Source organism: Stenotrophomonas sp. NPDC077461 (assembly GCF_049545475.1).
Lineage (GTDB): Bacteria > Pseudomonadota > Gammaproteobacteria > Xanthomonadales > Xanthomonadaceae > Stenotrophomonas > Stenotrophomonas nematodicola.
Genome location: NZ_JBMWDO010000001.1, coordinates 879866 through 894059 on the forward strand (window position 1 = coordinate 879866; position 14194 = coordinate 894059).

Sequence of the window (14194 nt, forward strand, 5' to 3'; positions counted from 1 at the left end):
GGTGGCCGCGAAAGGATGTCGTCATGACGAGCATGTCGTGGGCAGCGCTGGGCCTGCTGGTGACGCTGTCGTTCCCGGCCGCGGCCGACGCGACGCCGGCCGCCGGGGCGCCCGTTGCCGGCCAGGATGCCGAGGCAACCACCAGCTTCAGCTTCGTGCGGTACCGCGCCGATTACGAGGTGCGTGCCGACGCCGGCAGCACCCAGACCGAGGCGTACGAGATCCTGCTCAAGACCAAGGCCGCGGTCGAGCAGTTCAGCCAGGTGCGCCTGAGCTACAGCGAAAAGATGGAAACGCTGGACGTGCTGGAGGCCTATACGCTCACCGCTGACGGCCAGCGCCGCGATGTGCCCGCCGACCGCATCTACACCCAGGAAAGCTATTCCAGCGCCGCCGCGGCGATGTACGCCGACCGCAAAGTGCGGGTGGTGGTGTTCCCCAACCTGGCGCCCGGCACGCGCGTGGTCTACCGCACCCGGCGTGTGCAGAATACGCCGTACTTCCCGGGTTATTTCGGCCTGTGGGAGACGTTCAGCGTGTTTGCCCAGTACGACGATGCCCGGGTCACGCTCACGGCACCGGCCGCCCTGCCGATGCAGGTGCGCCAGCGGGGCGTGCAGGGCAGCCAGGCGCCGGTCGTCCGCGATGGCGTCGCGCGCTGGGAGTGGCGTTACCAGCGTGCCGAGGCGCTGCAGGCGCAGAACTGGTCGGCGGCCGCGTGGGAGTTCAGTCCTACCATCATGGCCAGCACCTACCAGGAGTGGGCGCAGGTGGGGCGGGCCTACCAGATGAAAAGTGGTGAGGCGGCGGCGGTCACCCCGGGCATCCAAGCGCTGGCCGACCAGCTCACCGCCGGCATCGACGACCGGCGTGAGCAGGCGGCCACCCTCTACCGCTGGGTGGCGCAGAACATCCGCTACGTCGCCGTGTACCTGGGCAACGGCGGGCTGGAGCCGAACCCGGCGCAGAGCATCCTCGACAACCATTACGGCGACTGCAAGGACCACGTGGTGATCCTGGAGGCGCTGCTGGCCGCGCGCGGCATCGACAGCACGCCGGTGCTGATCGGCGCCGGCGGAGGGCCCAGCCTGCCGGAGATTCCGTTGCTCGGCCGCTTCAACCACGCCATCACTTACGTGCCCGAATTCGACCTGTACCTCGACTCGACCACGCCCTACGCGCGTTTCGGCCAGTTGCCGGAGGGGGACCTGGGGGCGCCGGTGCTGCACACCCGCCAAGCGGTACTGGCGCGCACGCCGGACAACGACGCGCGCCGCAATGGCCTGGCGATGTCGGTGGCGTTTCAGTTCGACCGCCACGGAAACCTGGTCGGGCAGACGCAGCAGGTGCCCGGCGAGGTGGCCGAAATTGCCATGCGCGGCTCGTTCGCGCGGCTCAACGCGCAGAACCGCACGCGGGTGGAGGAATCGATCATGGCGGCATCCGGCTTCGACGGCAGCGGGTCGCTGACCCTGCTGGGCGATCCGCAGGACCTGGCCCGGCCGTTCAACTACCGCTACGACTTCAAGGCCGAGGACTACGTGGACTTCAGTGTGGTCGGCGGCATGAAACTCCCCGATGCCCCGGGTGGCGAATCGTTCCGCGACCTGTATGCCAATACCTCTGCGGCGCAGAATGCAACGCCGTTCTACTGCAACGACAGCCTGCGCGAGGAGACCTACCGGCTGGTGTTCCCGGACGGCGTGCCGATCGTGGCGATCCCGCGCAGCCAGCAGTTCGGCAATGCGGCGGGGGAGTACCAGGTGGACTGGTCGCGCGAGGGCCAGGTCATCCGTGTGCACCACCGCCTGCACCAGCGCGCGGTGCGCGGTGCCGACGCGCTCTGCCGGCCGGCGGACTATCCGGCGTTCCGCGCGCTGTACCAGCAGGTGCGGCGCGGCTTCCGCGGCCAGGTGGTGTATGGCGACCTGGGGACGGTGCAGGCCTCGCCCTGAGAGCCGGCTCAGGCGTCGGTGCCGGTCGTGCGCTGCAGCGTGGCGACATTGAGCTGATCGGCGATGCGGGCCATGCACTGGTCCAGCGCATGGCGGTAGAGCGCGGGTTCGGCGGGATCGGCGCGCGCCAGCATCTCGATCGCGATCTCCTCCCACGCCGCGCGGATGATGTGAATGTCGGGGCAGCCGGCCAGCAGCAGGCGCAACGCGTGGTCCAGGCCGGCGATGTGTCCCCGGAGGGCGTGGAGCATCTGCTCCTGGGCGTCAAGTCGATCGAGGATGCTCTGCACTGCGTGGGGGGCTGGCGTCTGTGGGCGTGCGGCTGCGCGGGTAAAGCGCGGCGGGGAGAGCAGGGTGCCGCGACATCACGCGGTGGGCCATGCAATATGTTGCGTTGCAGCAACGCGCGTCAGGGCGGTGGCGCGCGGAGACGAGACGTCACTGCCGGCGCAGCGCATAATGACCGCCTGATCGCCCATTCAGGATGGAATGGGCACACTGGCCCCAACCCATTCACACGTCCGGATACCCGCATGCATACCACGCTCCGTCGCCACCTCGTCGCCGCCACCCTGGTCTGCGCCAGCGTAGGCTCGGCCACTGCATGGGCAGGTGCCCGCGACGACCTCAACCGGTTCACCCAAGGCCTGAAGGGGCTGGATGGCCAGTTCAGCCAGCAGGTGTTCGACAGCAGGGGCAAGGTCAAGGAAACCACCAGTGGCCGCGTGGCGCTGTCGGCTCCGCGCCTGTTCCGCTGGGAGTACATCAAGCCGCACGAGCAGCTGATCGTGGCCGATGGCAAGAAGGTGTGGGTCTACGAGCCGGACCTGGAACAGGCGACGGTGCGTGCGCAGGGCCAGGAAGAGCAGAACAGCCCGCTGACCGCGCTGATCAATCCGGCGCTGCTGGACCGCCAGTACGACGTCAGCGAGGAAGCGGTCGCACGCGATGGCCTTCAGTGGCTGTCGCTGACCCCCAAGCGTGAAACCGACACCGCCTTCCAGTACGCCGCGCTCGGCTTCAACACCCAGGGCCTGGCACGGATGGAAGTGGTCGACGCGGTGGGGCAGCGGACAGTGATCACCTTCAGCGGCTGGAAGCGCAACCCGGGCTTTGCCGCCGGCACCTTCAGCTTCACGCCAGCCAAGGGTACCGACGTCATCGGCGAGTGAGGGTCTCTGGCCTGCCACGGTAGAATGGGGCGTGGCCAGAAACCGAACGACATTCAATGGACCCGATCTGCTGACCGTGGATCGGGACACGCTGCGTCCGCTCGCCGAGCGGATGCGCCCCCAGACACTGGACGAAATGGTCGGGCAGAAGCGGCTGCTCGCGCCTGGCAGCGCGCTGCGCCGGGCTGTCGAGTCCGGTCACGTGCACTCGATGATTCTGTGGGGGCCGCCGGGATGCGGCAAAACCACGCTGGCGCTGCTGCTGGCGCACTATGCCGACGCCGAGTTCCGGGCGATCTCAGCGGTGCTGTCCGGGCTGCCGGAGGTACGTCAGGTGCTGGCGGAGGCCGCGCAGCGGTTCGCCGACGGCCGTCGCACCGTGCTCTTCGTCGACGAGGTGCACCGCTTCAACAAGGCCCAGCAGGACGCGTTCCTGCCGCACATCGAACGCGGCACCATCGTGTTCGTGGGCGCCACCACTGAAAACCCCTCGTTCGAACTGAACTCGGCGCTGCTCTCGCGGTGCCGCGTGCATGTGCTTGAGGCGGTGTCGCCGGGCGACATCGTCGACGCGCTCGAGCGCGCCCTGCGCGACGATCGGCGCGGCCTCGGTGGCGAGGCCGTGGACGTATCGCCCGACGCCCTGCTGGAGATTGCCACGGCCGCCGACGGCGATGTCCGCCGCGCACTCACTCTGCTGGAAATCGCGGCCGAACTGGCGGTTGGCGACGACGGGCGGATCACGCCGGAGATGCTGCTGCAGGTGCTGGCCGACCGCACGCGGCGCTTTGACAAAGGCGGTGAGCAGTTCTACGACCAGATCTCGGCACTCCACAAGTCCGTGCGCAGCTCCAACCCGGATGCGGCCCTGTACTGGCTGACGCGCATGCTGGACGGTGGCTGCGATCCGTCCTACCTGGCGCGCCGCCTGACCCGCATGGCGATCGAGGACATCGGCCTGGCCGACCCACGTGCGCAGTCGATGGCGCTGGAGGCCTGGGATATCTACGAGCGCCTGGGCAGTCCGGAAGGGGAGCTGGCCTTCGCGCAGCTGGTGCTGTACCTGGCCAGCACCGCCAAGTCGAACGCCGGCTACGCCGCCTTCAACCGTGCCCGGCAGGACGTCCGGGAATCCGGCACCCAGGAAGTACCCCTGCACCTGCGCAACGCGCCGACCAAGCTGATGAAGGAACTGGGCTACGGCAAGACCTACCAGTACGACCACGACGCCGAGGGCGGTATCGCGCTGGACCAGACCGGGTTCCCCGACGCGATGGGCGAACGGGTGTACTACGAGCCGGTACCGCGCGGGCTGGAGATCAAACTCAAGGATAAGCTCGACCGCCTGCGCGCCGCGCGTGCCGAGGCGCGCGCCGCCAGGGAGGCGGGGCAATGAGTGGCATGTCCGTGTGGTGGCAGCAGCTTGGGCTGGTGATGGCGGGCGGCGCTCTCGGCGCCGCACTGCGCTTCATGCTCGGCGATGCGATGCTGAGGCAGTTTGGTGCCGGCTTTCCGTGGGGCACGCTGACGGTCAACCTGGTGGGTGCATTCGTGGCCGGCTACGTCATGATCTGGCTGCAGAGCCGCGGCAGCGCGGCGCTGTACTGGCGCGCGTTCCTGATCGTGGGCATGGTCGGCGGGCTGACCACGTTTTCCTCGATGATGCTGGAAAGCCTGGTTTTCGTCCGCGCCGACCGCAGTCCGATGGTGCCGCTGTACCTCGGCATCAGCCTGGCCGGCGGCATGCTGCTGGTGTGGGCGGGCGCGCGCGTGGCCGAGACATGGCGTTGACGGCGGCGGGATGAAAAAAAGCGCGCGAAACGCTGGATTAAAGTGATGTCTCACGATATCGTGCGCGCCCCCGTTCGCATCCTCGTCTGTCATGCGCGATGAACAAGACCCCGGCACCCTGGAGCTGATGCTGCCGCGCAAGCGCGGCCGTCCTCCCACGTTCGGCTACGCCATGACCGATGCCCAGCGTGCGGCACGCTACCGCGCGCGCCGCGCCGGCCAGGCCGATCACGCGGATGTGCGCAGCTGCAGCGACATGGTTCTGCTCGACAAGATCCGCGCAGCGATCAGCAGCAAGGACCCGGAACTCACGGGGTTTCTGGTACATGTGCTGTGGCAGCGGTACCCGCTGCAGCTGAAGTGATCGCGCCGTCCGCGAGCGCGGCGATGCGCGGCTGCAGATAGCTGCACAGGCGCGCCGACTCGGCCCACAACGCCGGGTCGTCCGCATCCAGCTCATGCAGGTCGTTGGCGACATCGGCCAGATCGGGATGCCCCAGAATGCGCAGCACGCCCGCCAGCCGGTGGGCGCGGTAGCGAAGAAGCGGCAGCGTACCTGTTTCCACCGCCTGGGCAAGTGACGCCGCATCCTCCTCCATCGACGCGGCATAACGCGCCAGCAGCTGGGTCTGCGGGTGCAGGCATGCGGCCGCGGGATTGTCGCTGTCGGCCAACTGCAGCGCCGCCAGCAGGTCGGCGGTATGCAGTGGCTTGCACAGCACGGCGTCCATCCCGGCATCCTCGCAGCGTGTGGTGTGGCGGGAGGAGCGCGCAGCCGAGAAGGCCACGATCCGGCACGGCGCACGATCCAGGCGACGCTCGATCTCGCGCATGGTGGTGGCGACGTGGTACCCGCTGAGGTCGGCCAGGCCACAATCGAGCAGGACCGCAGCGAACGGGGTGACCGCGAACGCGGCCAACGCAGCCGTGCCTTCGCCCACCGAGGTGACGCGGGCGCCGAGCGCCGCCAGCTGCTCGGCCACGACCGCGCGGTTGATGGCGTGGTCTTCCACCAGCAGCAGTGTGCGCATCGAAAGCGGCAGCGACAGGTCCGGTCCCGGGGTGGCTTCGAGGGCGTCGCTGGCCGGCGACACCGGCAGGACGACATCGAAGCGACTGCCCTGGCCTGGCTCGCTGTGGGCGAGGATTTCGCCGCCGAGCGCGCGGGCGAGGTCGCGGCAGATCGACAGGCCCAGGCCGGAGCCGCCGCTGGTCAGTGCATCCGAATCGTGCGCCTGGGTGAATGCCTCGAATACGCGGGGCAACCGGTCCGGCGCGATGCCGATGCCGGTGTCGCTCACACTCAGCCGCAGTTGCATGCCGGTGGTGGGCGACTGCAGTGCCAGGCTCACCACGATCCGGCCCTGATGGGTGAACTTGAGGGCATTGCCGAGGAGGTTGTTCAGGAGCTGGCGAAGGCTGTCGGCGTCCAGCTTCAGCGTGGGCAGGGGATCGGGCGTCACATTCAATGTGAGGATCAACCCCTTCTTCTCGGCGAGCGGGCGCACCGACATCACGCACTGCCGGGCCAGCGCCTGCGCGTCATGATTGCCGAGGGACGGCTGGAATCGCCCGCTGCGCATGCGCGAATAGTCCAGGGCATGCCCCAGCAGGCTGCGCAGGCCGGCGCCTGCGGCGTGGGCGGCATCCACCAGTTGCCGCTGCGTCTGGTCCAGCCGCGACTGCCCCAGCAGGTCGATCGTGCTGACCAGTGCCTGGCTGGCGTTGCGCACTTCGTGGCTCATCACGCCGATGAAGCGTGCCTGGCGGCGTTGCGAGCGCAGCGCGGCACGCTGGGTGACATGCAGCCACAGGGTGGCCGCAGCGAGGAGCAGGACCGCGCAGACGATGCTGATCAGCGCCCAACGGAAATGATGCAGTACCGCCGTCGAGGTCGGCGGCATCATGTGCGTGGCCTGCGACCAGTGATGCAGCAGTCCGGTGTGCTGTTCGAGGGTGATGGCGGCCATTGCCACCTCGATGCGTCGCTTGATGTCCCTGTTGCGGTCGTGCATCAGCAGGTACAGGCTCGCCGGCACCGTATCGGGCAGAAGCTCCAGCGTCATGCTGCCGGCGTAGTCGCGGCGCACGATCGGATGGGTGGTTGCGTCCAGGCCCATGCTCGCATCCACGGCGCCGGCCTCCACCGCCGCCAGCGTTGCGCGCAGGTCGGGTAGCGGAACCCGTTGGACAGCGGGGTGGTGCCGTCGCAGCCATGCTTCGTGCCGGCCGCCTTTGACCACGCTGATCCGCTGTGTGGTCATCGCTTCCAGCGACGCAGGCACGGTGGTTCCGCGCCGGACGGCCAGCACCGCGCGTCCACGGTAGTACGGGGTGGACAACAGCAGGCCGCTGCACGGGTGCTCGTCGAGCGGGCCCACCAGGAGCATCACATCGGTCGTCCCGTCGCAGATGGACTGCACGGCGCTGTTGAAATCCGGTTGAGGTCGTTCGATGAAGCGAAGGCCGGTATGGGCTGCCACCAGTTGTGCATAGCCGTCAGCGAGGTTGGCGTGCCTGGCCGGCGCATCCGGCGCGGACAGGAGGTTGCGCTGCGCCGGGTCCACTGCCACGTTCACCTCGCGCCGGCCGGCGGTGGTGGTCTCGGTCGCATCGCGCGAGCATCCTGCCGCCAGCAGCAGGAGCCAGCAGGCCAATGCCTGTTTCACAGGTTGCCCAGCTGATGCCGCAGGGTGTAAAGGTCGCCATCGCTGCGCAGCCCCAGCTTGCGGAACGCGGCGTGCTTCTGGGTGCTGATGGTCTTGATGCTGCGGTGGCGTTTGAGTGCGATCTCCGACACTGTCATGCCGGTCATGCACAGTTGCAGCACCTCGCGCTCGGCGTTGGACAGGTGGCTCTCGTCGGGGTCGCAGCCATACTCGGGCGGCATGTAGCTCTCGCCCTGCGTGATCTGCACGATCGCGCGGGCAAGCTCGTCCAGGCGGTCGTTCTTGGTCACTACGCCATTGGCGCCGGCGTGCAGTGCGCTGGTGATGATCACCCGGTTGACGTGCGCCGAGAACACCAGGATGCCGACCCGGGGATGGCGTTGACGGATCTGCCGGACCAGCGCGAGCCCCTCGACATCGGTGGCCGACAGCGCGTAATCCACGATGGCGACATCCACGGGGCGGCTTGCCAGTGTGGTCAGCAGTGCGTTGCTGTGTCCGTGGCTGCCGACGACGTCGAAGCGCCAGTCGTTGGACAGATGGATGCGGGTGCCGTGGCGGACGACGTCGTGATCGTCCAGCAGGGCGATCTTGAGTGTGGCGTCGGCAGGGTGTCCGTTCATGCGATCAGGATGTCGTTGGACAAGGGGGTCGCGCGATCTGGGAGGTGACACATTCTCCCTTTTCCGCCCGATCCCCGAGACGCCCGATAGCGACTTTAGGACGATTCCTATGTGCTAAAGGAGGTGTCCGTCACTGTCCAAGTGCTTGCGCCTTGTGCAGGAAGCACTTCGCATCCGCACCCATCGGGACGATGCAGATGCGTGATCGCATCAGCGTGACGGGCGTTCCAGCAGGCGGGCGAGCCGGTCGGCCAGCGCCAGCACCAGCGGGTCGGCGTTGGTCCGGTGCAGCATGGCGATTTCGATGCTGTCCACCGTGCGCAGCCCCTGCCGGGCGCCAAGCGGAGTGTGCTCACGGGTGACCGCGCGGGCCGGCAGCAGGCTGATGCCCATGCCGTCGGCAACCGCGCCCTGGATGCCGCCAAGGCTGGAACTGGTGAAGGCGATGCGCCACCGGCGTCCCAGCGCTTCGATCGCATCGATCAGTTCGTCACGGTACAGGCCGCGCGGCGGAAAGGTCACCAGCGGCACAGGATCCTGCTGGAAGCAGGGGCTGCGCGCACTGTCCACCCAGCGCATCGTCTCGGGCCAGCAGGCGTTCGCGGCGCGGGCGTGCCGGCGCTGCTTGACCAGCACCAGGTCCAGTTCGCCGTGGTCGTAGCCGTTGGCCAGATCCCGGCTCAGGCCGCTGGTCACCTCCAGCTTCACCTGCGGGTGCCGGCGGTTGAAGGCCCCCAGCAGTTGTGTGACGCGGGCGCTGACGAAGTCCTCGGGCACGCCGAGGCGGACGGTGACCGCCACGGTGGCGCCGGCCAGCGCTTCGCGCAGCTGATCGTTGAGGGCCAGCATCTGGCGGGCATGTGCGAGCAGGGTCTGGCCGGCGTCGGTGGGATGAACGTCGCGATTGGCCCGGATCAACAGGGCATGCCCGGCCATGTCTTCCAGGCGACGGATCTTCTGGCTGACGGTTGACTGGGTCGAGTGCAGGCGCGCGGCGGCGGTGGTGAAGCTGCCGCAGTCGGCGACCGTGACCATCGCCCGCAGCAGATCCAGGTCGAACAGCGTTCGATTCGCTTTCGCACTGGCGGACATGGTGGCATCCAACTTCGGCATGGGCCTGCGTTCTAGCATGGGCACCGGCTGGCAGCAAATGGCGGCGCAGCTAGCGGCTGGCGTCTGTTGCGGCGTCCGCGAGACTGCGCGCCACGCGGTCACCCGCCTCGCGCAGACGCTCGCGCAGCGCCGGTGGGCCCACCACCTCGAACTCCAGCTCCAGGGCGAGCAGCCAATACACCACTTCGCCCATCGGGTAGGCCGTGCAGCGCAGCCGGCAGCGCTGCGCATCCACGGCGTCGAGCACGCCGGCCGATGCGGGAATGCGCTGGCGCATCTCCGCCAGCGGCGCATGCAGGATCACCTCGGCACCGTCGCTGCGGCCGCCGAGCGTCAGCGCACGATCGACAAATCCGCGCAGGTCGCCATCGTCGGGCGGGGGGCGGGGCCGGAAGTGTGCGCCGACCGATGGGGCCGCGGTGATGCGGTCGATGCGGAAGGTGCGCCAGTCGGTGCGGGCGGTATCCCAGGCCACCAGATACCAGCGGCGTTCGGCGTTGACCACGCCGTGCGGTTCGACGCAGCGATGGCTGGCGTGGCCCTTTTTGTCTGCGTAGTCGAAGTGCAGGTGCAGCTGGTCGCGGCAGGCGCCGGCCAGGGTGGCCAGCAGCGCGGCATCCACCACGGGGCCGCGCTGGCCCAGCGGCAGGATCGTCGATCGCAGCGCGTCGAGCCGCCGGCGCAGCCGCGGCGGCATCACCTGTTCCAGCTTGACCAGCGCGGTGATCGCGGTCTGCTCGATGCCACTGATGGTGCCGGTGACGGCGGTGCGCAGTGCCAGTGCTGCCGCCAGCGCCTCTTCGTCATCCAGCAGCACCGGCGGAAGCGCGCGACCGGCACGGAAAGCGTAGCCGCCCGCCACTCCGCTGCTGGCCTGGATCGGGTAGCCGAGTGCGCGCAGGCGGTCGATATCGCGGCGCAGGGTACGCGGGTGCACTGTCATGACCTCGGCGAGGCCGGCGCCGGTCCAATGCGGGCGGGATTGCAGCAGCGCGAGCAGGCGCAGGAGGCGGGCGGAGGTGGTGAGCATGGTGGCAGGGTGCCGCCTATCGAGGACAAAAGCTGTCCGCAATGGTCGCTAGCCTGTGCTGGCGGTGCAAGCCCATCGGCGGCGCACCTTTCCTCCGTTCCTGACCCAGGAGTTCTGCATGTCCCTCGTCTTCTATTGGCACCCCATGTCCAGCGCCACCCCGGTGGCCTGCGCGCTGGCCGAACTGGATGTGCCGCATGACCGTGTGCGCATCGACATCCGCAACGGCGAACAGCGCACCCCGGAGTATCTGGCGATCAATCCCAACGGCAAGGTGCCTTGCCTGGTGGTGGATGGCACCCCGATCTTCGAAGGCCTGGCCATCCATCTGTGGCTCGGCGCGCGATTCGGCGTGGCCAAGGGATTGTGGCCGGCCGAGGACACGCCGGAGCGTCTGCAGGCGATGTCCTGGTGTGCATGGGCCTATGTGACCTACATGGCCGCCATCCACGCGCTGCGGCTGGCGACGATGGACGGCCCCTTGCGCAGTGCCGACCACGCGTCCGTAGCGCTGCATGACGCACGGCAACTGCTCGACATCCTCGACGCGCGCCTGGCAGACAGGCCGTGGATGCTCGGGCCGGCCTATTCGCTGGCGGATCTGGTGGTTGCGCAGGTGGTCGGCTATGGCACGTATGTGGGGGCGGGCGTGGAGGGGCATGCGCATGTGCAGGCCTGGCTGGCGCAGGTTCAGGCGCGCCCGGCGATGCAGGGCGAAGCGTAAGCGCAGTGGCTGGCTGAATATGCAGCAGTGCAAAATTTAACTGGTGAATGGCCTCCCCGGCGCTTTAAGGTGCCGGGGAGTCTTCTTTCCCGGTAGCCATGAACGCCACATTCCGCCTTGCCCTGCCTGTCCTGCTCACGCTGTCCGCCTCGGCCGCCGCGGCCGAACATGCCGACCTGATGATCCAGCACGCCACGATCGTGGACGTCGAACACGGCCGCACGATCCCCGGCCAGAGCGTGGTGGTGCGCGGGGAGGACATCGTGGCGGTCGGTGAAGACCGTGCCATCGCCAGGGAGTGGACGGCGTCGCGCCGCGTCGAGGGCAGGGGACGCTACCTGATTCCCGGCTTGTGGGACATGCACGTGCACTTTGGTGGTGGTCCTGCGCTGATCGAAGAGAACAAGGCGTTGCTGCCGCTGTACATCGCGCACGGCATTACCACCGTGCGCGATGCCTCCGGCGATCTACCCGGGCAGGTGCTGGCGTGGCGCGGGCAGATCCGTCGCGGGGAGCTGGCGGGACCGCAATTGTTCACCTCCGGCGCCAAGATCGAGGGCATCAAGCCGGTCTGGAAGGGCACGATCGAGGTAGGCAGCCCGGCCGATCTCGATGCGGCATTCGTGCGGCTCAAGCGCGACCAGGTGGATTTCGTGAAGATCACCGACAGCACGCTTACCCCGGACCTGTTCCTGGCCGCCGTCCGGGGCGCGCGCGCCAACGGACTGCGTGCATCGGGCCATATCCCGATGGCGCTGACCGTGCAGCAGGCGGTGGATGCCGGGATCAGCTCGATCGAGCACCTCGACTATGCGTACAAGGCGGGCGTGAAGGATGAGGCGGCCATCGCGGCCGACGTTGCCGCCAAGCGCATCGACCGTGCGGAAGCCAACCGCCGGCTCGCGGCCGGATTTGATCGTGACACCGCAATGGCGGCCTATCGCGCTTTCGCCGCCAAGGGCGTGTATGTCACCCCGACACTCAACGGCGGGCGCATTCTCGACTTCCTGGATGAGGACGACCACGCGCACGATCCGTATCTGGCCTACATCGGCCCAAAGCTGCAGGCCACCTATGCCTGGCGCGTGGAGCGTGCGGCCAAGGCGACGCCGGCGCAGATCGAGGTGCGCCATCGGGAGTACCACCAGGTGGCCGCCGTGCTGCCGCTGCTGCAGGAGGCCGGCGTGACGCTCATGGCCGGCACCGATGCCGGCTTCCTCAACTCCTTCAATTATCCGGGCATCGGACTGCACGAGGAACTGGCGCTGTTCGTCAAGGAAGGATTGACGCCGACACAGGCACTCTCTGCCGCCACCCGCGCCGGCCCGGCGTGGTTTGGCAGGCTGGACCGCTACGGCAGCGTGGCCGCAGGCAAGGCCGCCGACCTGGTGCTGCTGGAGCGCAATCCGCTGCAGGACATTTCCGCCACGCGTGCCATCGATTCGGTGGTCCTGCGCGGCCGGATGTACGACCGCGAGGCACTGGATGCGCTGCTCGCCGCAGTGCGTGCCGACGTTGCAGCATGGAAGAAGGACGCCACGCAATAGCCGACGACTGCCACAGCCGCTGGAACGCGCCAACGCCCCGCATTGCGGGGCGTTTCTTTTTCTGGCTGCCTGACGTGAACGCCTTCGCCGGACTTGCAAGTAGTTGCAGTGCGCGTTGAAACAAATTGCATACGCACCCGCCGGGGCGGGGCGTACCGTGGCGCTCCTTGGCAAGGCTGCCGCCGTGCGCCGGCCTGCATCGATTTCTTTCTCTTTCGTGGAGTTTCCACCCATGAAGCGCCTCCTTCTGCTCGCGGCCTCGGCCGTGCTGGCTGCGCCGTCGCTTGCCGGCACGCCGTCGATCAATGTCGGTGCGATGTACGAGTACGCCGCTCCCGGACAGGGTGCGCTGCTCAAGCGCGTACGCAACACCGGCAATGCCACCGCGTTCGTGCGGGTGGAGATTGCTGAGGTGCGCTACGGACCCGATGGCAAGGCAACCGAAGTCCCGGTCGATACCGCGCGCGTGGACGGGCAGGGCAACGCTCTGATTGCCAGCCCGTCGCGTCTGATCGTCCCTGCGCAGGGGCAGCAGGCTACCCGCCTGCTGTTTCAGGGTGATCGCTCCGCCGAACGCTACTACCGGGTGCGCTTCGTTCCGGTGATGCCAAAGCGCGAGGACGAGTTCGCGCTGACCGACGCCGAGGCCGACGACTACCGCAAGGGGTTGCTGGCCGGGGTCAATGTGCTTACCGGATACGGGGTATTCGTGATTGTGCATCCCGATGGCACGACCTACGACACGCGCGTGGATGCCAGCGACGCTCAGACAGTCGTCCGCAATGCCGGCAACACCACCGTGGTGCTTGACGACGTGCGTCAGTGCGGCATTGACGGCAAAGCCGAGTCCTGCTCACCGCCGCGCAGGATCCACCTGCTGCCGCAGCGCGTGGAGACCTTCGCGCACGGTCCCGGTCAGACGCATCGCTTCGAGATCGTCGAGGGGGACGCCCGCAAGCGCGTCCTGCTCGACCCGTAGGTTCCGGGAGGAACCATCATCCGCCGTCCGGACGCACCGGCGGCACATTCCACCGTTGGAGAACACCGCAATGCGTATCAACACCATCACCCTGTCTCTCGTGGCTGCCATGATCATGGCCCCGTCCGCTGCAATGGCCGCACCGGAGCAGTTCCCGCTGCAGGTCACCGTCGAAGCCATCGTTCCTTCCGCCACCGGCCTGCAGATTTCGCCGGTCGGCGACTGGGCGGGCCAGGTCCAGGCCATGCGTTGGGATATCGCCGCGCAGCGACTGGACCCGATCCAGCAGCAGCTCGACATGAAGAGCGGCCTCGGCGCGATCAATGCCTACCTCAGCACCGACGCGATGCTGGTCAGTGCCGGTGACAGCATCGACATGACCGTGACCGTGGCCGGTCAGGCGCTGGAGGTCGGCGCGGCCAACGCAGTCGAGGTCGCCAGTGCGATCGAAGCATCGGCCAGCAAGCGCGCCGCCGTGGTCATCGCCGCCGCAGCACCCGCTGGTGCCGAGTACGCGCAGGGCAACTACCAGGGCAACGTTTTCATGATGTTCGAAAGCGGCACCCCGTAAGGCACGCCGCGTCACCCGGG

Annotated in this window: 14 protein-coding genes; 9 read left to right on the forward strand and 5 right to left on the reverse strand. The window is 68.0% G+C overall.

The window, feature by feature from the left end; translation table 11 throughout:
• Positions 1–23: 23 nt before the first annotated feature.
• A complete protein-coding gene (locus tag ACPEH8_RS04230) occupies positions 24–1955 on the forward strand; it encodes a DUF3857 domain-containing protein (RefSeq protein WP_243746346.1) in 1932 nt (643 codons plus the stop codon).
• 8 nt (positions 1956–1963) lie between these two features.
• On the opposite strand, the gene ACPEH8_RS04235 is transcribed toward ACPEH8_RS04230, so the two are convergent.
• Positions 1964–2206, reverse strand: a complete 243-nt coding sequence (locus tag ACPEH8_RS04235; RefSeq protein WP_153164142.1) for a hypothetical protein — start codon at positions 2204–2206, stop codon at positions 1964–1966.
• Between the two features lie 282 nt (positions 2207–2488).
• On the opposite strand from ACPEH8_RS04235, the gene lolA reads away from it, so the two are divergent.
• The 4 genes from lolA (at position 2489) to ACPEH8_RS04255 (ending at position 5282) form a co-directional block, all read left to right on the forward strand.
• Complete coding sequence (gene lolA, locus ACPEH8_RS04240; RefSeq protein WP_166472976.1) at positions 2489–3127, forward strand: outer membrane lipoprotein chaperone LolA; 639 nt, start codon at positions 2489–2491, stop codon at positions 3125–3127.
• Between the two features lie 112 nt (positions 3128–3239).
• Positions 3240–4523 (forward strand): replication-associated recombination protein A, encoded by a 1284-nt coding sequence (locus ACPEH8_RS04245; RefSeq protein WP_229296463.1) that lies wholly within the window; start codon positions 3240–3242, stop codon positions 4521–4523.
• Positions 4520–4918 carry a fluoride efflux transporter CrcB gene (gene crcB, locus ACPEH8_RS04250; protein ID WP_136004117.1) on the forward strand — a complete coding sequence of 133 codons (399 nt, stop codon included), beginning with the start codon at positions 4520–4522 and terminating at the stop codon, positions 4916–4918. Before ACPEH8_RS04245 ends, crcB begins: the two co-directional genes overlap by 4 nt.
• Positions 4919–5009: 91 nt before the next feature.
• Positions 5010–5282 carry a hypothetical protein gene (locus ACPEH8_RS04255; protein ID WP_038688374.1) on the forward strand — a complete coding sequence of 91 codons (273 nt, stop codon included), beginning with the start codon at positions 5010–5012 and terminating at the stop codon, positions 5280–5282.
• Here the strand turns inward: ACPEH8_RS04255 and ACPEH8_RS04260 are convergent.
• From ACPEH8_RS04260 to ACPEH8_RS04275, 4 genes are all read right to left on the reverse strand, one after another.
• Positions 5227–7575, reverse strand: coding sequence for an ATP-binding protein (locus ACPEH8_RS04260; protein WP_166472978.1), 2349 nt, complete (start codon positions 7573–7575; stop codon positions 5227–5229). The genes ACPEH8_RS04255 and ACPEH8_RS04260 overlap by 56 nt on opposite strands.
• Before the next feature lie 8 nt (positions 7576–7583).
• Positions 7584–8210, reverse strand: coding sequence for a response regulator transcription factor (locus ACPEH8_RS04265; protein ID WP_136004120.1), 627 nt, complete (start codon positions 8208–8210; stop codon positions 7584–7586).
• Positions 8211–8420: 210 nt separating this feature from the next.
• Positions 8421–9302 (reverse strand): LysR family transcriptional regulator, encoded by an 882-nt coding sequence (locus ACPEH8_RS04270; RefSeq protein ID WP_153164131.1) that lies wholly within the window; start codon positions 9300–9302, stop codon positions 8421–8423.
• A 70-nt stretch (positions 9303–9372) separates the two neighbouring features.
• A complete protein-coding gene (locus tag ACPEH8_RS04275) occupies positions 9373–10353 on the reverse strand; it encodes a helix-turn-helix transcriptional regulator (protein WP_136004123.1) in 981 nt (326 codons plus the stop codon).
• Between the two features lie 118 nt (positions 10354–10471).
• Between ACPEH8_RS04275 and ACPEH8_RS04280 the strand changes: the two genes are divergently transcribed.
• The 4 genes from ACPEH8_RS04280 (at position 10472) to ACPEH8_RS04295 (ending at position 14174) form a co-directional block, all read left to right on the forward strand.
• Entirely contained in the window at positions 10472–11077 is a 606-nt protein-coding gene (locus ACPEH8_RS04280) for a glutathione S-transferase family protein (RefSeq protein WP_262071374.1), read from the forward strand.
• Between the two features lie 98 nt (positions 11078–11175).
• Entirely contained in the window at positions 11176–12624 is a 1449-nt protein-coding gene (locus tag ACPEH8_RS04285) for an amidohydrolase family protein (protein ID WP_423666105.1), read from the forward strand.
• A gap of 232 nt (positions 12625–12856) precedes the next feature.
• Positions 12857–13603 (forward strand): CS1 fimbrial subunit B flags: Precursor, encoded by a 747-nt coding sequence (locus ACPEH8_RS04290; protein ID WP_423666107.1) that lies wholly within the window; start codon positions 12857–12859, stop codon positions 13601–13603.
• Between the two features lie 70 nt (positions 13604–13673).
• Positions 13674–14174, forward strand: coding sequence for a CS1 type fimbrial major subunit (locus tag ACPEH8_RS04295; RefSeq protein WP_423666109.1), 501 nt, complete (start codon positions 13674–13676; stop codon positions 14172–14174).
• Positions 14175–14194: the final 20 nt, after the last annotated feature.